The organism is Mycobacterium terramassiliense, assembly GCF_900157385.1.
Lineage (GTDB): Bacteria > Actinomycetota > Actinomycetes > Mycobacteriales > Mycobacteriaceae > Mycobacterium > Mycobacterium terramassiliense.
Window position 1 is genome coordinate 311,117 of sequence record NZ_LT717697.1, and the last position, 26,147, is coordinate 337,263.

The 26,147-nt window shown below is 69.9% G+C and carries 23 protein-coding genes and 1 pseudogene; 14 read left to right on the plus strand and 10 right to left on the minus strand.

All coding sequences use genetic code 11. The annotated features are described in order from the left end of the window. Positions 1–89 precede the first annotated feature (89 nt). From MTAB308_RS01665 to MTAB308_RS01675, 3 genes are read left to right on the plus strand one after another with little or no spacing between them, the layout of a single operon-like run. Positions 90–677 (plus strand): peroxiredoxin, encoded by a 588-nt coding sequence (locus MTAB308_RS01665; RefSeq protein WP_077097247.1) that lies wholly within the window; start codon positions 90–92, stop codon positions 675–677. An 8-nt stretch (positions 678–685) separates the two neighbouring features. Beyond that, positions 686–1,231, plus strand: a complete 546-nt coding sequence (ahpD, locus tag MTAB308_RS01670) for an alkylhydroperoxidase, AhpD family (RefSeq protein ID WP_077097249.1) — start codon at positions 686–688, stop codon at positions 1,229–1,231. Beyond that, positions 1,228–2,514, plus strand: a complete 1,287-nt coding sequence (locus tag MTAB308_RS01675) for an alpha-amylase family protein (protein ID WP_077097252.1) — start codon at positions 1,228–1,230, stop codon at positions 2,512–2,514. The genes ahpD and MTAB308_RS01675 overlap by 4 nt, the downstream gene beginning before the upstream one ends. A gap of 149 nt (positions 2,515–2,663) precedes the next feature. Here the strand turns inward: MTAB308_RS01675 and MTAB308_RS30185 are convergent, their stop codons facing one another. Both MTAB308_RS30185 and MTAB308_RS01680 read right to left on the minus strand, forming a co-directional pair. Further along, positions 2,664–2,789, minus strand: coding sequence for a hypothetical protein (locus MTAB308_RS30185; protein WP_281253058.1), 126 nt, complete (start codon positions 2,787–2,789; stop codon positions 2,664–2,666). Positions 2,790–3,006: 217 nt separating this feature from the next. Continuing rightward, positions 3,007–3,444 carry a DUF1810 domain-containing protein gene (locus MTAB308_RS01680; RefSeq protein WP_077097254.1) on the minus strand — a complete coding sequence of 146 codons (438 nt, stop codon included), beginning with the start codon at positions 3,442–3,444 and terminating at the stop codon, positions 3,007–3,009. A 19-nt stretch (positions 3,445–3,463) separates the two neighbouring features. On the opposite strand from MTAB308_RS01680, the gene MTAB308_RS01685 reads away from it, so the two are divergent. Next, complete coding sequence (locus MTAB308_RS01685) at positions 3,464–4,714, plus strand: alpha-hydroxy acid oxidase (RefSeq protein ID WP_077097255.1); 1,251 nt, start codon at positions 3,464–3,466, stop codon at positions 4,712–4,714. 2 nt (positions 4,715–4,716) lie between these two features. On the opposite strand, the gene MTAB308_RS01690 is transcribed toward MTAB308_RS01685, so the two are convergent. Beyond that, positions 4,717–5,847 carry a phytanoyl-CoA dioxygenase family protein gene (locus tag MTAB308_RS01690; protein ID WP_077097256.1) on the minus strand — a complete coding sequence of 377 codons (1,131 nt, stop codon included), beginning with the start codon at positions 5,845–5,847 and terminating at the stop codon, positions 4,717–4,719. Positions 5,848–5,938: 91 nt separating this feature from the next. Between MTAB308_RS01690 and lon the strand changes: the two genes are divergently transcribed. The 5 genes from lon to MTAB308_RS01715 all read left to right on the plus strand — a co-directional run bounded on the left by lon (position 5,939) and on the right by MTAB308_RS01715 (position 10,678). Beyond that, the gene (gene lon, locus MTAB308_RS01695; protein ID WP_173842102.1) at positions 5,939–8,257 is read left to right on the plus strand and encodes an endopeptidase La; all 2,319 of its coding nucleotides are present in this window, start codon (positions 5,939–5,941) and stop codon (positions 8,255–8,257) included. A gap of 188 nt (positions 8,258–8,445) precedes the next feature. After that, positions 8,446–8,838, plus strand: coding sequence for a nitroreductase family deazaflavin-dependent oxidoreductase (locus tag MTAB308_RS01700; RefSeq protein ID WP_108637163.1), 393 nt, complete (start codon positions 8,446–8,448; stop codon positions 8,836–8,838). Between the two features lie 105 nt (positions 8,839–8,943). Continuing rightward, positions 8,944–9,276: a TfoX/Sxy family protein gene (locus MTAB308_RS01705; RefSeq protein ID WP_077097259.1), complete on the plus strand. Its 333-nt coding sequence runs from the start codon at positions 8,944–8,946 to the stop codon at positions 9,274–9,276. 44 nt (positions 9,277–9,320) lie between these two features. Continuing rightward, positions 9,321–9,956: an HhH-GDP family DNA glycosylase gene (locus MTAB308_RS01710; protein ID WP_077097260.1), complete on the plus strand. Its 636-nt coding sequence runs from the start codon at positions 9,321–9,323 to the stop codon at positions 9,954–9,956. Beyond that, positions 9,953–10,678, plus strand: a complete 726-nt coding sequence (locus tag MTAB308_RS01715; RefSeq protein WP_077097261.1) for a DUF72 domain-containing protein — start codon at positions 9,953–9,955, stop codon at positions 10,676–10,678. Before MTAB308_RS01710 ends, MTAB308_RS01715 begins: the two co-directional genes overlap by 4 nt. Positions 10,679–10,684: 6 nt before the next feature. Here the strand turns inward: MTAB308_RS01715 and MTAB308_RS01720 are convergent, their stop codons facing one another. The 3 genes from MTAB308_RS01720 to MTAB308_RS01730 form a co-directional block, all read right to left on the minus strand. Next, positions 10,685–12,799 (minus strand): NAD-dependent epimerase/dehydratase family protein, encoded by a 2,115-nt coding sequence (locus MTAB308_RS01720; protein WP_077097262.1) that lies wholly within the window; start codon positions 12,797–12,799, stop codon positions 10,685–10,687. A 110-nt stretch (positions 12,800–12,909) separates the two neighbouring features. Further along, complete coding sequence (locus MTAB308_RS01725) at positions 12,910–14,394, minus strand: acetyl-CoA acetyltransferase (protein ID WP_077097263.1); 1,485 nt, start codon at positions 14,392–14,394, stop codon at positions 12,910–12,912. Positions 14,395–14,487: 93 nt separating this feature from the next. Next, a complete protein-coding gene (locus MTAB308_RS01730) occupies positions 14,488–16,893 on the minus strand; it encodes a CoA transferase (RefSeq protein ID WP_077097264.1) in 2,406 nt (801 codons plus the stop codon). Positions 16,894–17,042: 149 nt separating this feature from the next. Between MTAB308_RS01730 and MTAB308_RS01735 the strand changes: the two genes are divergently transcribed. Together MTAB308_RS01735 and MTAB308_RS01740 are read left to right on the plus strand one after the other, a co-directional pair. Next, positions 17,043–17,945 (plus strand): undecaprenyl-diphosphate phosphatase, encoded by a 903-nt coding sequence (locus MTAB308_RS01735; RefSeq protein WP_077097265.1) that lies wholly within the window; start codon positions 17,043–17,045, stop codon positions 17,943–17,945. A gap of 25 nt (positions 17,946–17,970) precedes the next feature. After that, the gene (locus tag MTAB308_RS01740) at positions 17,971–18,468 is read left to right on the plus strand and encodes a DUF427 domain-containing protein (protein WP_077097266.1); all 498 of its coding nucleotides are present in this window, start codon (positions 17,971–17,973) and stop codon (positions 18,466–18,468) included. A gap of 168 nt (positions 18,469–18,636) precedes the next feature. Here MTAB308_RS01740 and MTAB308_RS01745 read toward each other — a convergent pair whose 3' ends face one another. Continuing rightward, positions 18,637–19,158 (minus strand): GNAT family N-acetyltransferase, encoded by a 522-nt coding sequence (locus MTAB308_RS01745; RefSeq protein WP_077097268.1) that lies wholly within the window; start codon positions 19,156–19,158, stop codon positions 18,637–18,639. 108 nt (positions 19,159–19,266) lie between these two features. Between MTAB308_RS01745 and MTAB308_RS01750 the strand changes: the two genes are divergently transcribed. The 3 genes from MTAB308_RS01750 (at position 19,267) to MTAB308_RS01760 (ending at position 23,571) form a co-directional block, all read left to right on the plus strand. Beyond that, complete coding sequence (locus MTAB308_RS01750; protein WP_077097270.1) at positions 19,267–20,115, plus strand: SDR family oxidoreductase; 849 nt, start codon at positions 19,267–19,269, stop codon at positions 20,113–20,115. A 38-nt stretch (positions 20,116–20,153) separates the two neighbouring features. Next, positions 20,154–22,553 carry a phosphoketolase family protein gene (locus MTAB308_RS01755; RefSeq protein WP_077097272.1) on the plus strand — a complete coding sequence of 800 codons (2,400 nt, stop codon included), beginning with the start codon at positions 20,154–20,156 and terminating at the stop codon, positions 22,551–22,553. 277 nt (positions 22,554–22,830) lie between these two features. Continuing rightward, complete coding sequence (locus tag MTAB308_RS01760) at positions 22,831–23,571, plus strand: CPBP family intramembrane glutamic endopeptidase (protein ID WP_077097274.1); 741 nt, start codon at positions 22,831–22,833, stop codon at positions 23,569–23,571. 7 nt (positions 23,572–23,578) lie between these two features. On the opposite strand, the gene MTAB308_RS01765 is transcribed toward MTAB308_RS01760, so the two are convergent. The 3 genes and pseudogenes from MTAB308_RS01765 to MTAB308_RS01775 form a co-directional block, all read right to left on the minus strand. After that, the gene (locus MTAB308_RS01765) at positions 23,579–24,607 is read right to left on the minus strand and encodes a zinc-binding alcohol dehydrogenase family protein (RefSeq protein ID WP_077097276.1); all 1,029 of its coding nucleotides are present in this window, start codon (positions 24,605–24,607) and stop codon (positions 23,579–23,581) included. 27 nt (positions 24,608–24,634) lie between these two features. Then, on the minus strand, positions 24,635–24,937 hold the full coding sequence (locus MTAB308_RS01770; protein WP_077097441.1) for a GlsB/YeaQ/YmgE family stress response membrane protein: 303 nt from the start codon (positions 24,935–24,937) through the stop codon (positions 24,635–24,637). 145 nt (positions 24,938–25,082) lie between these two features. After that, positions 25,083–26,074, minus strand: a pseudogene (locus MTAB308_RS01775) (alanine and proline-rich secreted protein Apa). Between the last annotated feature and the right edge of the window lie 73 nt (positions 26,075–26,147).

Here is a 26,147-nt window from a genome sequence, read left to right on the forward strand (position 1 = left end):
AGTGTGATATATCACCTTTACTTCAAACCGGCCGAGCGGCATCATGGTGGCAGACGGCCAATCTTGAATGATTCCAAATAAGGAGTGGTATGTCCCTGCTGACGATCGGCGACCAATTCCCCGCCTACCAGCTCACCGCGCTGATCGGTGGCGATCTGTCGAAGGTCGACGCCAAGCAGCCCGGCGACTACTTCACGACCATCACCAACGAAGACCACCCCGGCAAGTGGCGCGTGGTTTTCTTCTGGCCCAAGGACTTCACCTTCGTGTGCCCGACGGAAATCGCCGCGTTCGGCAAGCTCAACGACGAGTTCTCCGACCGCGACGCGCAGATCCTCGGTGTCTCGATCGACAGCGAGTTCGTACACTTCCAGTGGCGCGCGCAGCACGAGGACCTGAAGAAATTGCCGTTCCCGATGCTCTCGGACATCAAGCGGGAGCTCGCGCTGGCGACCGGCGTGCTCAACAACGAGGGCGTTGCGGACCGGGTGACCTTCCTGGTCGATCCGAACAACGAAATCCAATTCGTCTCGGCGACCGCCGGATCCGTGGGGCGTAATGTCGACGAGGTGCTGCGCGTCCTTGACGCACTGCAATCCGACGAGCTGTGCGCGTGCAACTGGCGCAAGGGCGACCCGACGATCGACGCCGGCGAGCTGCTCAAGGCTTCCGCTTAGGAGGGGACATGAGCGTAGAAAACCTCAAGGCCGCGCTGCCCGAGTACGCCAAGGACCTCAAGCTCAACCTGGGATCGATCACCCGGAGCACCGAGCTGAACGAGGAGCAGCTCTGGGGCACCCTGCTGGCCAGCGCCGCGGCCACGCGGAATGCTCAGGTGCTGGCCGAGATTGGCGCCGAGGCGGCCGACTATCTGTCGGCCGAGGCGTACCAGGCGGCATTGGGGGCCGCCTCGATCATGGCCATGAACAACGTGTTCTACCGGGGCCGGGGCTTCCTCAATGGGGAGTACGACGACCTGCGGGCCGGGCTCCGGATGAACATCATCGCGAATCCGGGTGTGGCGAAGGCGAACTTCGAGCTGTGGTGCTTCGCGGTCTCGTCGATCAACGGTTGCCCGGATTGCGTTACGGCGCACGAACGTGCGCTGCGAGAGGCGGGAGTGAGCCGGGAGAGCATCAACGAGGCACTCAAGACCGCGGCGATCGTTTCCGGTGTGGCACAGGCGATCGTGACCGCACAGACCCCAGCCGCCGTCGGCTGTTCGCGGTGACGGCGCCGGGCTGGGTAGCACACGCGATCTGGTGGCAGGTCTATCCGCTGGGGTTCGTCGGCGCGTTTCCCGCGCCGCGGTCGTCTGAGCCGCCGCAGCCGAGCCAACACCGGCTGCGGCGGCTCGTCGATTGGTTCGACCACGCCATCGCGCTGGGGGCCTCCGGGATCGCCCTCGGGCCGATCTTCTCCTCGCGCACCCACGGTTACGACACCACCGACCACTTCCGCATCGATCCGCGGCTCGGGGACGACGCCGACTTCGATTACCTGGTGGCCGAGGCCCACCGCCGCGGGCTGCGCGTGCTGCTCGACGGCGTGTTCAACCACGTCGGCGTGGATTTCGCGCGCTATCGCGAGGCGGCGCCCGGCTGGTTCAGCGGAGACACGTTCGAGGGCCACTCGGAGCTCATCACGCTCAACCACGACAACCCCGAGGTCGTCGACTACACCGTGGACGTGATGGCGCACTGGCTTGGGCGCGGCGCCGACGGCTGGCGCTTGGATGCGGCCTACATTGTGCCGCAGCAGTTCTGGGCCGCGACATTACCGAGGGTGCGCGAGCGGTACCCGGATGCATGGTTCGTCGGCGAGCTCATCCACGGCGACTACGCCGCGGTGGTCGAGGCGGCGAAATTCGACTCGGCGACCCAATACGAGCTGTGGAAGGCGATCTGGAGCGGCCTCAACGACGGCAACTTCTTCGAGCTGGACTGGGCGCTGCAGCGGCACAACGCGTTTCTGGGCAGCTTCGCCCCCCTGACCTTCATCGGCAACCACGACGTCACCCGCATCGCCAGCCGGCTCGGGCGCCCCGAGCACGTGTCGCACGCGCTGGTGATCCTGCTGACCGTCGGCGGGGTGCCCAGCGTGTACGCCGGTGACGAGCTCGGGTTCCGGGGAGTCAAGGAGGAGCGATACGGCGGCGACGACGCCGTGCGTCCGGAGTTCGGCTCTCCCCCAATGGAATTGGACGCGTTCGGGGCAGAGATGTGGAGGTTGCACCAGTTCCTCGTCGGCCTGCGCCGCCGACACCCATGGCTGCACGCGGCATCCACCACCGCCCTGCGCAAGGCCAACCGGAACTACGTCTACGAGACCCGTAGCGGCGACGACGCGCTGGTGGTCGCGCTGAACATCGACGACGAGCCGCTGCGGGTGGCGCTGCCGGAAATCGGGGTTGACTGCGCTCAGGTGGTCGCGGGATCGTCGGCCCCGGCGCAGGAGGTCGTGGAGACAGTCGTTGTGGAACCCCACGGCTGGCGGATACTGAGCCCCGCCTAGGCGCACCATAACGTCCGCCGACTGGCGCGTGCTCGGCATTGAGCTCAAAGACCCTAAGGCGACGCACATTTGGTCGGAGGCGAATGGTTTTCTGGTCGAGTCGAGCCAGTTCACCGGACCACGAGGGGCAACACGGCGGGATGGCAAGCCTAGTCGTGCTTCTTCTGGGTCCTCAGTGAGTTGGCGATGTCGATCAGCGCGGCCGCCGCCGCGGCGGCGGCATTGCCCCGCTCATACGCCGTCTTCGCCTCGAGCAGCCAATCTGTGTCGGCCATACGCAAATCTCCTCACTTCAAGTCGCCTTTCATGGCGCTCATGAACCTTAGTCGAGATCTCCGATGTGGGCGCGAGTGCTGCCTCACCGCCACGGCCGAGGAAGACGACGTTGTCGCCGGCGGTGACGAATGCAGCCGCCGTTGTGGCGGATGGTGACGGCGCCCGTTCTCCGGCTTCACCGACCACCGCGGCACGCGTTCTTCACCGAAAGCGCGACTAGGGACCCGTCAGCCGCGCCAGGGTCAGAGGGTCCTCCTGGCCGTAGAAGTAGTTGTCGAGCAGTGCGACGAAGTCCTGGTTGTCGTCGGTCGCGTGAGCGAACAGCGTCATCGACGAGCGCAGCTTGAGGTCGTCGGGCGAACCGAAGATGTCGATGATCGAGCGGTCCTGAACCTCGTTGACCAGCCGAGTGCATTCGCGCAGCCGCGGTCCGAGCACGTCGTGCGCCAGATACGCGCGGGCCTCCTCCAGCGACGAGAGGCCGTAACGGGCCGCCATCGCGCTGCTACCCAGACCGCGCAGCTGCGGGAAGACGAACCACATCCAGTGCCCCCGCTTTCGCCCACTGCGCAGCTCTTCCACGACATTGCGGTAGATCCCGGATTGCGCCGCAACGAAACGTCTCAGATCGAAGGGGTCGTTCGCCGATGCCATACGACTACGGTGGCACAGTATGGAATTTAAAAGACGGGAGGCGGTCAAGCGACGAGTGCCCAAGGTGCGCGACCTCGCGCCCCTGATCCAGTTCAAACGACCGCAGCTCGACGCGACCAAGCGCCGGCTGGACAGCGCGTTCACGATCGAGGACCTGCGCCGCATCGCCAAACGGCGCACCCCCAGGGCGGCATTCGACTACACCGACGGCGCGGCCGAGGACGAGCTGTCCATCAGACGGGCCCGACAAGCGTTCCGCGACATCGAGTTTCACCCGACGATCCTGCGCGACGTCTCCAACGTGACCGCCGGATGGAACGTCCTGGGCCAGCCGGTCGTGCTGCCGTTTGGGATCGCGCCCACGGGATTCACCCGGCTGATGCACACCGAAGGCGAGATCGCCGGCGCGGCGGCGGCGGCGCGGGCCGGGATCCCGTTCTCGCTGTCCACCCTGGGGACCACCGCGATCGAGGACTTGGTCACCGCGGTTCCCCAGGGCCGCAAGTGGTTTCAGCTGTACATGTGGCGCGACCGCGAGCGATCTATGGCCCTGGTGCAGCGCGCGGCCGACGCGGGCTTCGACACGCTGCTGGCCACCGTCGACGTCCCGGTCGCCGGCGCGCGGCTGCGCGACAACCGCAACGGGATGACGATCCCGCCGACGCTGACCCTGCGCACCGTCCTGGACGCGGTGCCCCACCCCAGGTGGTGGTTCGACCTGCTGACCACCGAGCCGCTGGCGTTCGCGTCGCTGGATCGCTGGTCGGGCACCGTCGGCGAGTACCTCAGCACGATGTTCGACCCCAGCCTCACCTTCGACGACCTGGACTGGATCAAGGCGCAATGGCCCGGCAAGCTGGTGGTCAAGGGGATCCAAACGCTCGACGACGCCCGCGCCGTCGTCGACCGCGGCGTGGACGGCATCGTGTTGTCCAATCACGGTGGGCGCCAGCTGGATCGGGCCCCGGTGCCCTTTCACCTGTTGCCCGTGGTTGCGCGCGAGCTGGGCAAGAACACCGAGATCCTGGTGGACACCGGCATCATGTCGGGCGCCGACATCGTGGCGGCGATCGCGCTGGGGGCCCGGTGCACGCTGATCGGCCGGGCCTACCTCTACGGGTTGATGGCCGGCGGCGAGGCGGGCGTGGCGCGCGCGATCGAAATCCTGCAGGGCGGGGTGCTGCGGACGATGGGACTGCTCGGCGTCACCTGCCTCGAGGAGCTCTCCCCCAAGCACGTCACCCAGCTGCGGCGGCTGGGGCCCGTGTAGCACTACTGCAGGCGGGCGACCTGCTCGGTGCGGTTGCGCACCAGGTCGTTGAAGGCCTGGCCCGGTCCGATGTGTTCGAAGAGCTGCGGCGGGTAGTGGCTGACGTACATGGTCCGGCGGCCGCCGGCGCCGGTCGGCCGCGGCGAGGCGTGCATCAGGTCCTGGACGTGAACCGTGACGTCGCCGGGCGCGGTGTCGATGCTCACGACCGGCACCCGCTGCAGCCGCCGTTCCCACCGGTAATGCATCGCCTGACCGTGGCTGCCCGGAACGACCTGCAGGTTGCCGGTCGACGAATCCGAGCCCGTGAGTTGGATGCCGACGCTGAGCGCGGGGCACATGATGCCGTGGCCGCCCATGCCGCAATCCTGATGCCAGGGGATATTGGACAGCCCGCTGGTGTTTCCCGGCGCTTTGAGCAGCACCGCGCTGCCTTCCATCCGATCGGGGGCCGCGCGCAGGGCGGGGTCGGTGAGGGTACCGAGCCGGCGCACCCGGGGGTCGTTTTCCAGAGCGGCCAGCACCGGTGAGCGCAACGTCGCGTAGACCAATCGGCACAACACGCTGGTGCCGTCCTCGGCGGTGGCCCACCAGGACTGGTCGTCGCCCGGGCGGGCTTGCGCCGCAAGGCGGTCGACCTCGCGGTTGGCGGCCCGCATCTCCTCCGGCGCGAAGACCTCCCTGACGTGCAGGTAGCCCATCGTCTGTAGCTGAGCCGCCAGTTCGTCGTCGCCGGCGTCGAGCGTGAAGACCGCGCGTGGGTCGCGCCCCTGCAGGTCGGCCCGGGCGGGGTCGTACGGCGGGACGCCGGCGTGCAGATAGCGAAGCACCGGATCCCAGTCGGCCAGCCGCTCGAATCCTCCCCGCTCGAAGACGAGGTCGTCGCTGAGCAACAGGTTGATGACCGTGCGGACCTGGTCCACCATGTCGTCCCAGGCCCGCCGGGACAGGCGCACGACGACGTCGCCGTGCGTGGCGCGTCCTTCCTCCACGCGAATCGTCGAGCCGTCGACGGCGTAAGTGACCGCGTCGTCGCCGACGAGGAACGTGATCGCCCCGGCAACCAGCTCTTGGACCGCGGCTTCGAGGATGCCCGGGTCGATGGAATCCGCGACCGGACAGGACAGTGCCACGCACCGATTATGCGCGCAGCGAATCCCCGCCGGGGAACAAACGGGTACCGGGCTGGGTTAAGCGCATCAGACTCAACTTTTGGAGGAATTGATGGCTGAAGCCAAGTCAGTGCCTGTGTTGTTCACCGGCACGATCGTGTTGCCGGGGATGGTGGTGCCGATCGAGCTGGACGACGCCGCACGGGCGGCGATCGACGCCGCGCAGGCCAGCGAATCCGGGGAGCTGCTGATCGCGCCCCGGCTGGACGACCGATACGCGACGCACGGCGTGATCGCCAAGATCTTGCAGGTCGGGCGGATCGCCGGCGGGGGGACCGCCGCCGTCGTGCGCGGTGAGCGCAGGGCCCACATCGGGGCCGGCGCGTCGGGGTCGGGTGCGGCGCTGTGGGTCGAGGTGACCGAGGTTCCTGCGGCCGAGGCGACCGACGAGGTCAAGGCCCTGGCGGCCGAGTACAAGAAGCTGCTGCTGGCGATGCTGCAACGGCGCGAGGCCTGGCAGATCGTCGACTACGTCAACAGCCTGACCGATCCGTCGGCTCTGGCCGACACTTCGGGCTACGCGTCGTACCTGACCGATGTGCAGAAGCGGCAGCTGCTGGAGACCGTCGATGTCGCCGAGCGGCTGCGCGTGTTGATCGACTGGACCGGCTCGCATCTGGCCGAGGTCGAGGTCAACGACAAGATCGCCGAGGACGTGCGCGAGGGCATGGAGAAGACGCAGAAGGAGTTCCTGCTGCGTCAGCAACTGGCCGCCATCCGCAAGGAACTGGGCGAGGGCGAGCCCGACGGATCCGATGACTACCGGGCCCGCGTCGAGGAGGCCGACCTGCCCGAGAAGGTGCGCGAGGCCGCGCTGCGCGAGGTCGGCAAGCTGGAACGCGCCAGCGACCAGAGCCCGGAATCCGGGTGGATCCGGACGTGGCTGGACACCGTGCTGGACCTGCCCTGGAACGTCAGGACCGAGGATTCGACGGACCTGAAGGCGGCGCGGGAGATCCTGGACGCCGACCACCACGGGCTGGAAGACGTCAAGGACCGCATCGTCGAGTATCTGGCCGTGCGTTCGCGTCGCGCCCAGCGCGGGCTGCAGGTCGTCGGCGGCCGCGGCTCCGGCGCGGTGATGGTGCTGGCCGGTCCCCCCGGCGTCGGCAAGACGTCGCTGGGCGAGAGCGTGGCCCGAGCACTGGGCCGCAAGTTCGTCCGCGTCGCCCTGGGCGGCGTGCGCGACGAGGCCGAGATCCGCGGGCACCGGCGCACCTACGTCGGCGCACTGCCGGGCCGGATCGTGCGAGCGATCGGCGAGGCCGGGTCGATGAATCCCGTTGTGCTGCTGGACGAAATCGACAAGGTCGGCTCCGACTATCGGGGCGATCCGAGCGCGGCGCTGCTGGAGGTCCTGGATCCGGCGCAGAACCACACGTTCCGCGACCACTACCTGGACCTGGACCTCGACCTGTCCGATGTGGTGTTCCTGGCCACCGCCAACGTGATCGAGAACATCCCGTCGGCGCTGCTGGACCGCATGGAGCTGGTGCAGATCGACGGCTACACCGAGGACGACAAGGTCGCCATCGCCCGCGACTACCTGCTGCCGAGGCAGCGGGAGCGGGCGGCGCTGACCACCGACGAGGTCGCCGTCACCGACGCCGCGCTGCGCAAGATCGCGGCCGATTACACCCGCGAGCCGGGCGTGCGCCAGTTCGAGCGGCTGCTGGCCAAGGCGCTGCGCAAGGTGACCACCAAGCTGGCGGAAACCCCCGAGCCGATCACCGTCGACGAGCCGGACCTGGTTGATTACCTTGGCCGTCCGCGGTTCACGCCGGAGTCGGCCGAACGCACCGCGGTGCCCGGCGTGGCGACCGGCCTGGCCGTCACCGGCCTGGGTGGCGACGTGCTCTACATCGAGGCCGGCGCCACCGACGGTGAGCCGGGCTTACAGCTGACCGGTCAGTTGGGCGACGTGATGAAGGAGTCGGCGCAGATCGCGCTGTCCTACGTGCGCTCGCACGCCGCCGAGTTGGGCGTCGACCCCAAATCGCTCGACAGGCGCATCCACGTGCACGTGCCCGCCGGCGCGGTGCCCAAGGACGGCCCGTCGGCCGGTGTCACGATGGTGACCGCCCTGGTGTCGATGGCGACCGGGCGCCAGGTGCGCGCCGATGTCGGCATGACCGGCGAGGTCACGCTGAACGGCCGGGTGCTGCCGATCGGCGGCGTCAAGCAGAAGCTGTTGGCCGCCCAACGCGCCGGCCTGTCAACGGTTTTCATTCCGCAGCGCAACGAGCCGGATCTGGACGACGTGCCGGCCGAGGTGCTCGACGCGCTGGACGTGAAGCCGATGGTCGATGTCGCCGAGATCGTCGCGCAGGCGCTGGAACCGGTGTCGCAGGCGGTGACGGCGGCGGCCTAGTTCCAAGCCGCGAACGTGACGCTGCCGTCACGTTCAGCGCCGAGCGTGACAGTGGGGTCACGCTCGGCGCTGACTGTGCCGCGGGGACCCGTTGGGCGCCAACACGTCCGCCGGTTTCCAGGCGTACCCGCCCGCCGGCGGCGCGGCGCCTGTTCCCGTTGCGCGTGACATCGGTGGAAGGGGCGGCGTTGAATAGCGGCATGAGTCTGAAACGGCGGTTCGTGCACAGCGTTCAACGGCTGGTGGTCAACCCGGTGGGCCGGCAGTTGCCGGTGACCATGCTCGAAACCACGGGGCGCAAAAGCGGGCAGGCGCGGCGCACGGCCGTCGGCGGGCGCGTCGTCGACGGCCAGTTCTGGATGGTCTCCGAGCACGGCGAGCACTCGGACTACGTCCGCAATATCCAGGCCGATCCCGCCGTCCGGGTGCGCATCAACGGCCAGTGGCGCAGCGGAACCGCTCACCTGCTGCCCGACGATGACCCGCTGCGGCGGCTGGGCAACCTACCGCGGCTCAACAGCGCGGTGGTGCGGCTGATGGGCAGTGACCTGCTGACCATCCGGGTCGATCTGGACCGATGACCCATGGCAATTCGTCGAGCCTGTAAATCTGCAGGAGAAGTGCGGGCAGAGGCCTGCGAAATTACAGGCTCGGTGTCTGTCGGCCTTCGGGGCTAAGGTCGGCCCGTGGCCTACGACGAAGACCTGGCGAACCGCATCCGCGAACTGCTCGGTTCGGAGCGGGGCGTCGAGGAAAAGCGCATGTTCGGCGGCCTGGCTTTCCTGATCAACGGCAACATGTCGGTGGCCGCCAGCGGCCAGGGCGGCCTGCTGGTGCGGGTAGCGCCGGACGATACCGACACGCTGCTGGCGCGGGATTACGTCAGCCCGATGGTGATGGCGGGCCGGGAGGCCCGCGGCTGGATACGCGTGGACGCCGACGGGCTGCGAACCAAACGCCTGCTGCAGGGCAGGGTCACCCGCGGCGTCGGGTACGCCCGCAGCCTGCCCCCGAAATGACCACGCTCGGTTAGCCCCAACGCGGGCCGGGTAAGCGGTGCGGTATGGACGAGCGCGAGCGACTGGTGCGGCGGCTGCTCAAGGTCGCCGGGACGACCTACGCCGCCGAGGCCGGCATCAAGATCAGCGACAAGCCGATGCCGCTGTTCCAGTTGCTGGTGCTGTGCATGCTGGCCAGTAAGCCGATCGATGCCGCCATCGCCGTGCGCGCCGCCCACGAACTGTTCCGGGCGGGACTGCGCACCCCGAAAGCCGTCCTGGCATCCGACCGGCAGACGATGATCAGCGCTTTCGGCCGCGCCCACTATGTGCGCTACGACGAAAGCTCGGCCACCCGCCTGACCGACATGGCCGAGTTCGTGCGCGACGAGTACGCCGGCGACCTGCGCGGCATCGCCGAACGCAGCCGGCATGACGTCGCGGCGGCCAGACGGATGCTGAAGGCATTCAAGGGAATTGGGGACACCGGCGCCGACATCTTCCTCCGCGAGGTGCAGGACGTCTGGACCTGGGTGCGTCCGCACTTCGACGGCCGCGCCATCGCGGCCGCAAAGCAATTGGGCCTGCCCACGCAGCCGGCGAGGCTGGGAGACCTGGCCCCGCGCGCCAATGCGCGGCTGGCGGCCGCACTCGTGCGAGCGGCACTCGACGACGACCTGCGCCGGCGGGTGGCCGCTTGACCGTACGGATCGGCACATCGGGATGGTCCTACAACCACTGGGCGGATGTGCTGTACCCCCCCGGCCTGCCGTCCGCGCGCAGGTTGGCCCGCTACGTCGAGGTTTTCGACACCGTCGAACTGAACGCCAGTTTCTATCGGTGGCCCAAGGAATCGACGTTCGCCGGATGGCGCGGCCAGCTTCCCGACGGGTTCAAGATGTCGGTCAAGGCGCATCGGGGGCTGACGCACTACCGCCGGCTGTCCTCCCCCGAGCCCTGGATCGAGCGGTTCGAACGCTGCTGGCAGCTGCTGGGCGATCGGGCCGGGGTGCTGCTGGTCCAATTGCACCCCGAGCAACAGCGCGACGACGCGCGCCTGGACGGGTTCCTGGCGCTGGTGCCGGCGTCGATCCGGGTGGCCGTCGAGTTGCGGCATGCGTCCTGGAACGACCCCGCGGTGTACGAGTTGCTGGAACGGCACCGCGCCGCGTACGTGGTGATGAGCGGCGCCGGCCTGGCATGCGTGCCGCGGGCCACGACCGACCTGGTGTACGTCCGGATGCACGGCCCGGATCAGGACGCGATCTACGCCGGCTGCTACTCGGATGACCAGCTGCGGCAGTGGGCCGACCGGATTACCGAATGGGACGGCGACGGCAGGGACGTCTGGATGTACTTCAACAACGACCTCGGCGGCCACGCCGTACGCAACGCGCTGTACCTGCGCGGGCTGTTGGGTTGATCCGGGTCAGGCGCCGCCGACCGGGTCGACCGGGGTCCACGCCCCGTCGATGACGTCGGGCGGTCGCTGCGCCTGCAAGCGGTCCCGTTCGGCGCGTCGGCGCTTGATCCGCAACCGGGCGTCGGCCGGCATGGTGACCAGCTCGTCACAGGTCAAGTAGTAGACATCGTCGTCGGCGTCGCATAGATCCGCCGCGACCCGGCGAGACCCCAACTCCCGCAACGTCATCCGCAGTTCATGGGTGAATCGGATGGTGCTGTCGTGGGCCAGCTCCCGTGCCTCGCGGGCGTTGGCGGCCATTCGTCGTGCCAGCGTCCTCGGCGCGGCCGGCCCGGCGGCGGCTGGGGCCTCGGCCACCTCGGCGGCCGCCACGAGCAACATCGCCGGATTGTCGCTGAACACCCGGCCGGCCAGCTCGGCCTCACCGGGCCCGCGGTGCCCGATCCGGGCGAGGGCGGCATCGAGCGCGCCGGCGGTACCTGGTGACAGCGCGCGGATGCTGCCGACGTTGCCTTCGGCGGCCAGCGCCCGCAGCGGCGGGTCTTCGCGCAACGCCGCCGCCAGCTCGGCGGTTTCGGCTGCGACGCGGGTGCTTTCCATGATCGTGCCGAGCCCGGAAATCCTGGGCGCGGCCCGGGTGTGGTCCAGCGCCGCGGCGGTGACGCCGGAGTCGATCAGCCACAGCGCCGTGAGGATCCAGCCCTGGTGGATGCGATCCCGCAGCAGCCGCGCCCGAACTTCTAGCGCCGCGTCGGGCAGCGCGGCCAGCTGCGCGGCATCGAGGTGTTCCACCGCAGCGGCCGCGCTGTAGGCGCGGGTGTCGGGCCCCAGCCGGCGCATCAGCGCCAGGGACCGCGCCGCGACGACGGCCTTGGCGATCGAACCGAGCGCTCCCTCCGCCAGCTTCGGCTGCCCGAACGGCAAGACGTCGCCCACCTGCGGCTGGTCGATCAGGGCGTGGCGCGCGATGGCGTCCTGGTCCCAGCCGGGCAGCTGCGCGGCGGCCACCACGTTGGCCGACACCCCGACGTAGGCGCGGTGGCCGAAGACCGCGATGGCCCTGCTGCCCCATTCGTCGTCGACCACCCCGCCCAGGGCAAGCACGTGACCCATGACCCGGCTGGCTGCGCGCAGACCGCTCAACTGGACGTCGAGCGTCATCGGGGTCAGCGGCCCGGGCAGCGCGCCGGCGAGCCTGGCCGCACTGAAGACGGGGAACCGCGGATCGATCCGGTCGTCGAACTCCCCCTCCATGCCTTCGGGGGCCGCGCTGCGCAGGTCGTCGGACGGTCGACGGCGCGGAAAGACCTCCACCGGGAGGGCCAGCTGGCGGTCGTGGCTGACGGCGCCCGTGGCGTGCAGCCGGCGCCCGACGAGTCCACGCGCGGTGTCGGCGATCGCGTCGAGCGCATGCCAGCCGAATTCGAAATCCCAATCCTCTTGCAGCGCAGCGATATCCATCGCCGGGGCCAACTGCGGCCAGCTGCGGACCCGATTCAGCCGCGCCCGGGGGTCGACGGACCGCAGCAGACGCCACGCGGTGACGACGTTGGTGGTGTCGGGGGTGGCCAGATCCACCACGCCGGTGCGGTCGGTGTTCACCGACGCGACCAGGAAGCGCACCAGGTCGTCGAAGTGCAGGACCCGGACCGGCTGGGTGGAGACCTTGGCGCGCAGCAGCGTGGCCACGGTGCGGCACACCATCCAGTCGAGCTGGCGGCCGACCGGCGGCGCGATGCGGACGACCAGGCTGGGTGCCCAGCCGGTGGACACCAGCTCCTCGGCGGGCCGATACAGCTCGGGCCTGCCCGCGGCCTGGGACACGAACAGCAGCCGGGCGCCCGCGCGGGCGGCGGCGTGGGTGACGCGCGCGACGCCGTCGATGTCCGCGCTGCCGGGTGCGCCGGCGTCGATCGGGGCCAGGTGGACCACCGCGTCGGCTTCGTCGGCGAGGTCTTGCAGGACGGGGTGGCGCAGCGGCGCGCAAACGAATTCGACGCCGGGATCCAGGTAGGGGTGGGGGCGCCCAGCAATCCCGGTGACCGTGTGCCCAGCAGCGATCAACTGCCGTGAGACCAGCCGCCCGACTGCGCCGGTGGCGTCGGTAACCAGGATCTGCACCTGGGTCCACCTCCCCCAACGTCCAGTCTCGACAATAGGCAAGTTGCTAGCACTTACGCGACCGTTACCCCGGCGACGGCGCGCTGGCCTGCGCTGATGTATTCGGCCGGCTACTGCAGCGTCGCGGCGCCGTCGGCGGTGACGGCAACTTTGGCGCCAGCGATATCTTCGCGCACGGTCGTTTCGGCGGCCGCGAGATCGGCGATGACGGCCAGGGTGCGTGACCCGTCGGGCGTGCGGACCGAGACGAAGGCCTTCTCGGGTTTTCCGTCGCGGTCGAACGGTGTCGTCCACGCCTCCACGGTCCCGACGCCCTCCCATTCGACCAGGCCGTCGCGGGTGGGCTCGCGGTCGACCGCCGGTTGGGCGTCCTCCCAACGGAATTCGGCCGGAGGCTCGGTGCCGTAGATGCCGAAGCTGTGTTTGGTCAGGTAGCCGCCGTTGGCGGTGACGAGGGCCCGGCGTCCGGGATTGGCCACCAGCAACTCGGCCACGGTGGCGATGGAATGCATCACGTAGTTGCTCCACGGGCCGCCGGCGAATGTCAGCCCGCCGGTCACGGTGAGCGGGCGGGCGGGGTCGTCGGCGCTCAGTCCGAGCTCGGCGGCCGCGACCTGTACGGCGGAGGGAAAGCAGGAGTACAGGTCGACGTAGTCGACGTCGTCGACGCCCAGGCCGGCCAGCTCGAGCGCCCGCTCGCCGGCGATCCGGATCGCCGCCGAGCGGTGCAGTTCGTCGCGCTCGGCGATGGCCGGGGTGTCGTGGGCGTCGGTGCCGGCGTGCGGGAACACCCATCGGTCGGCGGGGATCTGCAAGCGCTTCGCCTGCTCGACCGAGGTCAGGAGCAGCGCGGCGCCCTGGTCGACCATGTTGTTGGAGTTCATCAGCTTGGTGTACGGCCAGCTGATCATCCGGTTCTGCGGTCCCGGCCGCCGAATTTCCTCGGCGGTCACCGGTTTGCGGATCCACGCGTGCGGGTTGCCGACCGCGACGGCGTTGAACCGCGCCCACAGCTCGCCGACGCGCTCGAGGTGGTCCTCGACGGACTCGCCGTTGGCGATGCGAAGCGCCTGTTCGAAGAGCGGGTAGACGTAGGCGGGCCGGTCGAGCCCGATCCGGATCTCCGCGTCGCCTGCCATCGGGACGTCGTCGCCGCTGACCGGCGCCAACGGCACGGACTCGTCCTGCACGGTCCACTCGAGCCTGCCGCCCTTGGCCCGCAGCCCCCTGCGGGTGCGCCAGGTTTCGGCGCCGGCCAGCAGCACGACCCCGGCCCGGCCCCGCTGGATGTCCAGGCAGGCCTGGTTGACCAGCGACTGCGGCACGTTGCCACCCACCGGGCTGTACAGGGTGTTGACGTCTTTGGCGCCGACCCGCCGGCCGAGCAACAGCCCGGGATCGCGGTATTGCGCCGAGAGCACGTTCACCACGCGGATGGAATCCACGGCCTCCAGCACCCGGGGGTCCGCGGCCTCGCGGGCCGCGGCGGCCATCAGGTCGACGGGCTCGACCGACCGCGTCGCGGGGTCGATGTCGCCCCGGTGATTGACCTGGCCGTAGCCGATCAACACCGGTGTCCTGGGATCGACGGTCACACGACTGAACCTATCGGACGCCGAGTGTGTGGCAGGCCGCACATTCGGGCCCGAGCGTGCGGACAGCCGCACACCGGGGTGTTGACGGACCGCTCAGGCGTTCTCAGGGGTGGTCACGAACAGCACGCCGTCGTCGATCAGGCGCTCGGTCTCGTCCGGTCCCATGCGGAGCACGTCTCGGCAGATCTGCCGGGTGTCCTGGCCGGGCAGCGGCGCCGGGCGTTGCGGGGCGGGCGGAATGTGCTGAAACGGCGCCGGACCCGTCTCCGCCGGAAGCGGCCGCCCGACGAGCGGATGAACCATGTCGCTGAACAGGTTTCGCTCGAGAAGCTGCGGGTCTTCCAGGATGTCGGGCGGGCGGTTCATCGGCCCCGCCGGAACCCCGGACGACTGCAGCAGTTCGGCGACGCGCACCGGGGTGCGGGTGCGGGTCAGGGCGGATAGCAGCTCCACCAGCTCGCGGCGGTTGGCCAGGCGCGACTCGCCCGTGGCGAAGCGCGGGTCGTCGGCCCAGTGCGGGTGGTCGAAAAGGTTTGCCACGCAGCGCCATTCGTCGTCGGAACCGATCGAGATGACGCACCATTCGTCGTCGCCGGCGCACGGGCACACCGCCTGCAGGCTGGTGTCGTCGCGCATCGGGCCGATGCCCGCGGCCCGCGCTGCCTCCGCGACGTAGAGGGTGTCGAGCTGATTGAGCACGACCTCGGCCTGCGAGATGTGCACGTGGGCGCCGTGGCCGGTCCGATCGCGGTGGATCACCGCGGCCAGCGCCGCGATCGCGGTCACCCGCCCGACCACGTGATCGGGGAAGATCGTCGTCGCGTCGTAGAAGGAATGCCGCGCGCCGTCGGCGCCCTCGCCCGGATCGTCGGAGGTCCACAGCCGGGTGACGCCGGTGGCGGCCCGCACCAGCGGCCCGTAGCCCAGCCGGGTGCTCCACGGCCCGGTGTCACCGAACGCGCTGCTGCCGGCGAGCACGATCCGCGGGTTGAGCCGGCGCAGAGTTTCGTATGGAAATCCAAGGGCGGCAAGGGTTCCCGGCTTGAAATTGGCGAATACCGCGTCGGCCTGTGCGACCAGGCGGCCGAACAGGTCCTTGCCGGGCTCGCTGCGCAGGTCAAGCCCGAGCCCGAGCTGATTGCGGTGGGTCCACGCGAAGGACTCGCTCATGGCGTCGCCGGCGCGGGCCTGCCGCAGTCCGTCCGGGTAATCGGCGCTTTCGACCTTGATGACCTCGGCGCCCAGGTCGCGGAACAGCCGCCCCAGCTCGCCGCCGGCGACGATGATGCCGAGGTCGAGAATCCGCAGCCCCGCCAACGGCCGGTCGCCCACCCTGCCCGACGGGGCCGGGACCACGACCGGATTGCCGCGCCAGTACGGGTCGTCCGCGCCCGCGGTGGGGGCCGGCGCGCGAAAGCCCGAGCGCTGGCCGTCGACGACGAAATAACCGGTGGGGACGCGGGTGGTCACCCCGGGGACGAGTTCGGCCTCCGTGATCGCGCCCACGGCCTGGAAGTGTTCGGAGCCCAGCACCCACGACGGCGGCAGCACCGCGGCGATGGGCACCCCGTGCGCCTGTCCGGCGGCCACCAGATCCTTCATGGTCTGCTCGGCGAACAGGGCCCGCACCAGCGCGCTGATCTCGGGCCAGGCCGCAAACCGGGCGGCGATACCGTCGTACTTGGGGTCTTGGAACTCGTCGGGCTCGCCCAGCCAGCGCCGCAGGCCGCGCCACTGCCTCGGCGCCATGACACACAACCGGACGTAGCCGTCCTGGCACGGCAGGATCGGATACGCGTCCTGATTTTTCGGCCGTCCCCGCCACCGCCCGGCCCCGCGGTCGCCGGCGGCGGCCTGCCCGTGCGCGCCGAACGCCGGGTCGAGCGCCATGACCACGGCGTCGAACCGCGAAAAATCGATGTAATCTCCCGTCCCGCAACGCAATCGGTTGTAGTAGGCGACCAATGCCGCCCACGCCGCCTGCACGGCGGCGGTGGATGAGGCGATACCGTCGGGCGGCAACACCGGGGTGCCGGTGGTGGGGCCGGATCGCGACAGCGAGCCGCACATCGCGTACAAGACCGCGTCGGTGGCGCGCCACGACGACCGCGGGCCCGTCGCGCCGAAGTCGGTGATCGACAGCACCACCAGGTGCGGGTAGCGGGCGGCCAAGTCCGGGCCGGGCGCGCCGAACGCACCGGCCAGGCCGTCCAGGCCGCTGTCCACGACGATGTCGGCCTCGCCGGCCAGGTCGAGCAACCGGTAGCAGTCGTCCTCCTCGAACGGGTCCAGCACGGCGCTGCGCTTGTTGGCGTTGTGCACGGCGAACGGGATGCTCGCGCCGGCCAGCGTCGGCAATTCGTCGCGCCCCAGGTTGCCGCCGGGGGGTTCCACCTTGAGCACGTCGGCGCCCAGGTCGGCGAACAGCCGGGTCACGGCGTCGGCGTCGCCGCTCGACAGGTCGAGGACGCGCACGCCCTCGAGCAGCGGGTCGGCCATCCGCCCACGGTACCCGGAGCGTGCACAGCTAACCGCGCGTGTTCGCGCGGTGACCAAATGCCCAGTCACCCAAGCCGGTTCGGGCGGAAATCCGGACCCGCTACGCTCGTTAGTTCTGCCGACGATCCGCCGATGGAGGACCCCAGCCGATGAGCGCCCACCTGAGCTACGTCGAGGCCGTGATCGTCGGCGCGTTCCAGGGCGTCACCGAGCTGTTCCCGGTCTCCAGCCTGGGTCATGCGGTGTTGGTGCCGGCCCTGGTGGGCGGGCAATGGGCCCGCGACCTCAACGTCTCCACCCCCGAATCGCCCTACTTGGCGTTCATCGTTGGCCTGCACGTCGCCACCGCCGCCGCCCTGCTGGTGTTCTTCTGGCGGGACTGGCTGCGTATCGTCGCCGGCTTCGTGTCGTCGCTGCGGCACCGCCGGATCCAGGCGCCCGACGAGCGGCTCGCCTGGCTGATCGTGGTCGGCACCATCCCGGTGGGGCTGGCCGGTTTGGCCCTCGAGCACCTCTTCCGAACCACGCTGGGCAAGCCGGTACCCGCGGCGGCGTTTCTCTTGCTCAACGGCATCGTGCTGTACGCCGGCGAGGTGCTGCGCCGCCGGGTTTCCCCGGTGGGTGACGAAGAGCACGAGGACCATCGCGGCGAGGCGATCGACAACCGGCTGGCCCAGCTGCCGATGCGTCGCGGCCTGCTGATCGGGGCGTCCCAGATCCTGGCGCTGCTGCCCGGCATCAGCCGCTCCGGCATCGCCATGGTGGCCGGGCTGTGGCGCGGCCTGTCGCACGAGGACGCCGCCCGCTTCTCCTTCTTGCTGGCCACACCGATCATCCTGGCCGCCGGGGTCTACAAGATCCCGGACCTGTTCGGGCCGCTCGGGGCCGGAATCGGCGGCCAGGTGCTGGCCGGCAGCGTCGCGTCCTTCGTGGCCGCCTACCTGGCCGTGCGCTTCCTCACGCGGTACTTCCAGACCCGCACCCTGACGCCGTTCGCCGTCTACTGCACGCTGGTCGGCGCCGGTAGCCTGGTGTGGCTCACCCTGCACTGAGGGTTCGACGGGTCGGAGACTGCGCATGAGCCGTGTCGACGCCCCAGGGGGCGCGTCCGAACGGGAATCGGTGTGGGATTACCCGCGGCCGCCACGGGTGGAGCCGTTCAAGGGGCTGATCACCGTGGAGCTGGGCGGCGAGGTGATCGCGTCGACACAGCAGGCATGGCGGGTGCTCGAGACCAGTCATCCGCCGACCTATTACCTCCCGCGGGAAGCCTTTGCCGGCGGAACGTTGCGTCAGGCGTCCGGAAGCTCGTGGTGTGAATGGAAAGGGCAGGCCACCTATTACGACTTGGTGACCGCCACCACCGTCGCAGCGAAGGCCGCCTGGAGCTACCTGCACCCGTCGCCCGGGTTTGCGTCGATACGCGGCGCGGTCGCGGTGCTGGCGGCGAAAGTCGACCGCTGCACCGTCAGCGGCGAGGTCGTGGTGCCACAACCGGGCGGCTTTTACGGGGGCTGGATCACGAGCTGGATCACCGGGCCGTTCAAAGGCGTCCCGGGCTCCGCTGGTTGGTGAGAACGCTGGGGGCCGGTGCGGGCGCGGTCCGCATCCGGCGATTCACGCTCCCGAGGATCTCGCTGCGAAGGCGTCGGGGCACCGCCGCGCACCTTCCTGAAATGTTATCGCCGTTCGCATACCAGGGCGCCGGGCAACGGGCGGCATGCCCAACGTCGTGGGTGCCGATTAGAGTGGCTGGCACCGGTAGCGGACCTGCCGCACCAGTGCGCAACCGAAAGTCTCGCCTAAAGTCGTTGTGCGGCAAGCTCCGTCGGACCTCCACCCGTCGCGTTCGTAGAACCGCCGGGCCGGCGCGTTGCCGTCGAGCACCCACAACAACGCGCCCGCCACGCCGAGGCGGCGCAGCCGCTCCCGGGCTGCGGCCAGCAGCGACCGCCCGACTCCGCGGTGCACGTGCGCGGGATCGACGTAAATCGCCATCAGCTCACCGAAATTCGGGCAGTCGTCGTCGCGGCACAGGCCCGTGGTCGCCAGGCCGAGGATCGCGGCGCCGTCGACGGCGATCACGGTCGACGGCAGCCGGAGGCCCACCCGACCGAAGGTGTAGCGGCTAGCGAAGAATTCCGGCTCAAGCCCGTCGAGAAATTCCTGAGCGATCAGCCCCCGGTAGGCCGACCGCCATGACCGCACCTGCACCCGGGCCACCTCGTAGGCGTCCGCAGGGACCGCCGTCCGCAGCTCGGTCACCGTTGCAGTATCGGCTTCCGCGGCGCTGTTTGCGCGGCGTGGCGGCGAGTGCTGTGCTTACCCCATCGCCAACCTGACACCCGTCAACTTTTCTGGGGAGGACCCGCCATGGCAGACACGGCATCGATCGGCCTGAAGGTCCGCGGCAAGGTCATCGTGATCACCGGCGGTGCGCGTGGCATCGGGCTGGCCACCGCGACCGCGCTGCACAACCTGGGCGCCAAGGTGGCGATCGGCGACATCGACGAGGTGCGGGTGAAGGAGTCGGGGGCCGCGCTCGGGCTGGACGTCTACGGCAAGCTCGACGTCACCGACGCGCATTCGTTTGCCGAGTTCCTCGACGAGGTCGAGCGCCAGCTCGGCCCGATCGACGTGCTGATCAACAACGCCGGCATCATGCCGGTCGGCCGCATCGTCGACGAGCCGGACGCCGTCACCCGCCGCATCCTGGACATCAACGTCTACGGCGTCATCCTGGGCAGCAAGCTGGCGGCGCAGCGCATGGTCCCCCGCGGCGCCGGCCACGTCATCAACGTCGCATCGCTGGCCGGGGAGCTCAACGTCGTCGGCCTGGCCACCTACTGCGCCAGCAAGCACGCGGTGGTCGGGTTCACCGACTCGGCCCGGCTGGAGTACCACTCGACCGGCGTGAAGTTCTCGATGGTGTTGCCGACGTTCGTCAACACCGAGCTCGTCGCCGGCACCCCCGGGATGAAGGGTTTCCGCAACGCCGAGCCGGCCGAGATCGCGGACGCGATCGTCAGCCTGGTGGCCCACCCGAAGCCGCGGGTGCGGATCACCAAAACGGCGGGCGCGATGGTGGTGTCGCAGAAATTCTGGCCGCGCCGCCTCGCCGAGGGGCTCAACCGCGTCCTCGGCGGTGACCACGTCTTCACCGACGACGTCGACGTCGAAAAGCGCCGGGCCTACGAGGCGCGCGCCCGCGGCGAGGAGTAGACGGGCGTCGTTCACCTGAGGCGCGGACAATCGGCCGGGTGACCGCAGAAACCGCAACCCCGACCACCGCTTCCCTTGCCGACGACGAACTCGCCCTCATCGATGCGTACTGGCGCGCCGCCAATTACCTGTCGGTCGGACAGATCTACCTGCTCGACAACCCGCTGCTGGCCGAACCGCTGTCGCCCGAACACGTCAAACCCCGGCTGTTGGGGCACTGGGGCACCACGCCCGCGCTCAACCTCATCTACGCCCACCTGAACCGGGTCATCCGCAACCGCGACGCCAACGTCATCTATGTCACCGGACCCGGGCACGGCGGCCCCGGGCTGGTCGCCAACGCCTACCTGGAGGGCACCTACAGCGAGGTGTACACCGGCATCGAGGAAGACGCCGAAGGGCTGCGAAAGTTGTTCCGGCAGTTCTCCTTTCCCGGCGGGATCCCCAGCCACGTCGCGGCCCAGACCCCGGGGTCGATCCACGAGGGCGGCGAGCTGGGCTACGCGCTGGTGCACGCCTACGGCGCGGCGTTCGACAACCCGGACCTGGTGGTGGCCTGCGTGGTCGGGGACGGCGAGGCGGAGACGGGCCCGCTGGCCGCCAGCTGGCACTCCAACAAATTCCTCAACCCGGTCACCGACGGCGCGGTGCTGCCGATCCTGCAGCTCAACGGCTACAAGATCGCCAACCCGACCGTGCTGGCCCGCATCCCGCACCCCGAGCTGGAAGCGCTGCTGCGCGGGTACGGCTACCGGCCGATCACGGTCGCCGGTGACGACCCGGCCGACGTGCACCGCCAACTGGCCGCCGCGCTCGACGACGCGTTCGACGGCATCGCGGCGATCCAGAGCGCGGCGCGCGCCGGCACCCGGGCCGAACGACCCGTCTGGCCGATGATCGTGCTGCGCACCCCCAAGGGCTGGACCGGCCCGAAGGTGGTGGACGGCAAGAAGGTCGAGGGCACCTGGCGCGCGCACCAGGTTCCGCTGGCCGAGACCCACGACAATCAGACCCACCGCGCGCAGCTGGAAGAATGGCTGCGCAGCTACCGGCCCGAGGAATTGTTCGACGGCACCGGCGCGCTGCGCCCCGAGCTGCGCGCGCTGGCGCCCCGCGGCGATCGCCGGATGAGCGCCAACCCGCACGCCAACGGTGGCCTGCTGCTGCACGATCTCGACCTGCCCGACTTCCGCGATTACGCGGTGCCGGTGTCGCGCCCGGCCACCGGGACGCACGAGGCCACCCGCGTGCTGGGCACCTTCCTGCGCGACGTGATCGCCCGCAACGCCGACCGGTTTCGCCTGATGGGGCCCGACGAGACCGCGTCCAACCGGCTCGACGCCGTGTACGGGTCGACCGCCAAGGTGTGGATGTCGGAGATCGAGCCCGATGACGAGCACCTCGCGCCCGAGGGCCGGGTGATGGAGGTGCTCTCCGAGCACCTGTGCCAGGGCTGGCTGGAGGGCTACCTGTTGACCGGCCGGCACGGCCTGTTCAACTGCTATGAGGCGTTCGTGCACATCGTCGACTCGATGCTCAACCAGCACGCGAAGTGGCTTGCCACCAGCCGGGAACTGCCGTGGCGGCGCCCGATCGCGTCGCTGAACTACCTGCTGACCTCGCACGTGTGGCGCCAGGACCACAACGGCGCCTCGCACCAGGACCCCGGGTTCATCGACTTGGTCGCCAACAAGCGGGCCGAGCTGACCCGGGTGTACCTGCCGCCGGACGGCAACACGCTGTTGTCGGTGGCCGACCACTGCCTGCGCAGCCGCAATTACGTCAACGTCATCGTCGCCGGCAAGCAGCCGGCGCTGGCCTACCTCGACATGGACCAGGCCATCGCGCACTGCGCGCGCGGCCTGGGCATCTGGCAGTGGGCGAGCACCGCCACCGCCGAACCCGACGTGGTCCTGGCCTGTGCCGGGGACATCCCGACGCTGGAGACCCTGGCCGCCGCCGACATCCTGCGCCGCGAGCTGCCCGGGCTGGCCGTCCGGGTGGTCAACGTCGTCGACCTGATGCGGCTGCAACCCGAGTCCGAGCACCCGCATGGCTTGCCGGACAGGGAGTTTGACGCGCTGTTCACCCGCGACAAGCCGGTGATCTTCGCCTACCACGGCTACCCGTGGCTGATCCACCGGCTCACCTATCGGCGCACCAACCACCCGCACGTCCACGTGCGTGGCTTCAAGGAGCGCGGCACCACGACGACGCCGTTCGACATGGTGATGCTCAACGACCTCGACCGGTTCCACCTGGTGATGGACGTCATCGACCGGGTGGACGGGCTGGCCAGCCAGGCCGCGGTGCTGCGGCAGCGCATGGTCGACGCCCGCCTGGCCGCCCGCGCCTACACCCGCGAGCACGGCGAGGACGACCCGGCGATCTCGGGATGGACCTGGGAGTCGAGCGAGCGGAACGAGCGCAGCGAGTGACGGGAGCGAGACGACCGATGAGGCCTGGGAGTCGAGCGAGCGGAACGAGCGCAGTGAGTGACGGGAGCGAGACGACCGATGAGGCTTGGGAGTCGAGCGAGCGGAACGAGCGCAGTGAGTGACGGGAGCGAGACGACCGATGAGGCTTGGGAGTCGAGCGAGCGGAACGAGCGCAGTGAGTGACGGGAGCGAGACGACCGATGAGGCCTGGGAGTCGAGCGAGCGGGCCTGAGAAGGACTGAGCTGGGCCGACGGCGGGCGCAGGTAAACTTGCCGGATGCCCGATGCCGTCGCTGCCGCACAGCCTTCGGCGCCGCATCTGTTCCACGTCCACCTCGACATCGCCGTGGTCGTCGCGGTGTTGGTGCTGACCAACCTGATCGCGCACTTCACCACGCCGTGGGCCAGCATCGCCACCGTTCCGGCCGCCGCCGTGGGCCTGGTGATGCTGATGCGGGCCAGGGGGCTGGACTGGGCCGACCTCGGCCTTGGCCGCGCGCACTGGAGGTCCGGGCTGGGGTATGCGCTGGGCGCCGTCGGCGCGGTGGCGGCGGTGATCGCGGTGGGCATCCTGTTGCCGATGACCCGGCCGATGTTCCTGAACAACCACTACGCCACGATCTCCGGCGCCCTGATCGCCTCGATGATCGTCATCCCGCTGCAGACCGTGATTCCCGAAGAGCTCGCGTTTCGGGGCGTGCTGCACGGCGCGCTGAACCGGGCCTGGGGCTTTCGGGGCGTGGCGCTGGGCGGGTCGCTGCTGTTCGGTCTCTGGCACGTCGCCACGTCGCTGGGGCTCACCAGCAACAACGTCGGCTTCACCCGGTTGTTCGGCGGTGGGTTCGCCGGGATGGTGGCCGGGGTGACGTTGGCGGTGTTGGCCACCGGGGCAGCCGGCTTCGTCTTCAGCTGGCTGCGCCGGCGAAGCGGCAGCCTGATCGCGCCGATCGCGCTGCACTGGTCGCTCAACGGGCTCGGTGCCCTGGCCGCGGCGCTGGTCTGGCACCTGTCGACCTGAGCCCCGGTTACACGAGTAGCACTGCGGCGCCGGCGATGCGCCCGGCGCTGAGGTCGGACAGGGCCTCGTCGGCCCTTCCCAGCGGGTACTCCGGCGTGGTGACCTCGATGTGGTGCTGCGCGGCGAAGTCGAGGAAAGCCCGCGCGTCGGCACGCGTGTTCGACGTGACCGACCGGACCTGGCGCTCCTGAAACAGGTGCCGCTGGTAGTTCAGGGTCGGGATGTCGGAGAGGTGAATGCCGGCGATCGCGAGCGTGCCGCCGCGGTCCAGCGCCTCCAGCGCGGGCAGCACCAGCTCGCCGACGGGCGCGAACAGGATCGCGGCGTCCAGCGGCACCGGTGGCGGGTCGGCGGCTCCCTGCGCCGACGCCGCGCCGAGTTCCAGCGCCAGCTTGCGCGCCTCGGCGCCGCGGGTCATCACGTGCACCTCGGCGCCCTGCGCCAACGCCACCTGCGCGGTGATGTGGGCGCTGCCGCCGAAGCCGTAGAGCCCCAGCCGCCCGCCCGGCGGTAGCTCGGCGCGCAGCAGGGAGCGGTATCCGATGATGCCGGCGCACAGCAGCGGCGCCAGCTCGCTGTCGCTGTAACCGTTCGGCAGGTGGTGTGCGAAAGCCGCTGGGACGGTGGCGAATTCGGCGTATCCGCCGTCGGCGTCCCAGCCGGTGTAGCGGGATTGCGGACACAGGTTCTCGTTGCCCCGGCGGCAGTACTTGCACACGCCGCAGGTGTGGCGCAGCCAGGCGATGCCCACCCGGTCCCCCGGTTTGAACTCGTCACCGGCCTCGGCGCCCACCTCGACGACCTCCCCCACCACTTCGTGCCCGGGCGTCACCCTTTCGCGGTGCACCGGAAGGTCACCCTCGGTGACGTGCAGGTCGGTGCGGCACACACCGCACGCGCGCACCGCGACCAGCAGCTCCGACGCTTCCGGCCGCGGCACTGGGGTGGTGACCTGCTCGAGCGGGCCGGTATCCATCGGCCCCGGGCGGCGCACTCGCCACGCGCGCATCGTCGTGGTCGTCACCGCCGAGGACATCACCCCATCATGCCGGGTTCGCCAAGCTCAGGTCCGGTGCCGCGCCATGCCGACGACCCAGAGCAGGATCAGGGCACCGAGCAGCGCGGTGAAGAAGGTGAAGATAATGCCGCCGCCTGCGGTGTTGACGAAGAAGCTCAGGATGAAGCCGCCGATCAGCGCGCCGACGATGCCGATCACGATGTCCATCAGGATTCCGGCGCCGCTGCCCCTGATGATCCTGCTGGCGAGCGCGCCCGCCAGACCGCCGATGATGATGTAGCCGATCCATCCGACGCTGGTCAGGGTGGATGAGCGGGCGAGAAATTCGGTTGCTGCGATGACGTCCATGCGGGTCTCCTTGCGATCGCTGGCACGGCCCAAGCGGGACCGCTGGGCCGTGCTCTGGGAATACCCCATTTTCGCTTATCAAACGTGTGCCCAATTACCACCGGTTGGGCGCGCGGGTCCTATCCCAGAGTGAGCGTCGGTCCGATCAGGCCCGCTGCTCCGTCGGCGCGGCGCCCGGGGTGACTTCTCCCGCGGGCGCCTGGCCCGGAGCGGGAGCGGGCGCCGGCGCACCCGGGGCCGGAGCGGCCGGGGCGGGAGCGGGGGGCCGGTGGCGTCCAGGGCTGGATCGACTCGGCCAGCGCCTTCGCCGCCCCCTGGTCCACCGGGTCGTTCGAGGTCCCCAGCCACACCACGAACCAGCGCTGCGGGGGCGCGTTGCCGGCCGCGGGCGAGCCGACCACGCCGGTCCAGATCTGTCCGTTCGGCTTGGACGGGTCGCTGAACTTGACCTCGTAGTAAGAGGCGCTTCCGGTGATCCCGTTGGCGCCGGTCAGCGGGGTGCTGGCCTGGTTGATCCGGGTGCCGGGATAGGGCATGAAGAACTCACCCATGTCGGAGCCCAACCGGACCGCGGCCTTGGCGTCGGTGGTTTCGGCGCTGGCATAGAGCTTTTGGTCCAGCCGGCCCATCACGATGCGGGTGTCGTTGGCGACCGGCGGCGCCTGCCCCGGCGCCGGCGGTTGGCCGGTGGTCTTGCTGAGCAATTCCGAACCGTAGTCGAGGTGCGACGCGTCGGACTCGACCCAGCTGGGCGGCAGCACAAAGCTGAAGCCGCCGACGGCGTTGCCGATCCGGCCCGCGTTGGGGTCGACGGGCGGCGGTGGCGGAGCGTTCGGATCGACCGGCGGCGGCGGCGGAGCGTTCGGGTCGACCGGTTGGGCCGGCGACCGCCACCACGCCACCCCCGCCCGGTGCCCCCGGGGCACCGGGCGGGGGTGGCGTGGTGGCGGTCGCCGGCCCGGGAGCGGGCGCGGGCGCCGCCGTCGTGCTCGGCGGGACCGGGGTCGGGGTCTCGGGATCGGCGCTGGAGGTCGCCGGCAATGCGATGGCGACCGCGCTGGCGCTGGTCACCGTGGCGATCGCCAGCGTCGCCCAGAATCCCTTGCGACGTGTCGAGTTCGCGTCCACCTGCTCCATGGCGACGAACCTACCGTGTTACGGCTGTGACGCAAGGGTGCCTTGCGGCAGTTTTGCCGATGTTGCCGATGTG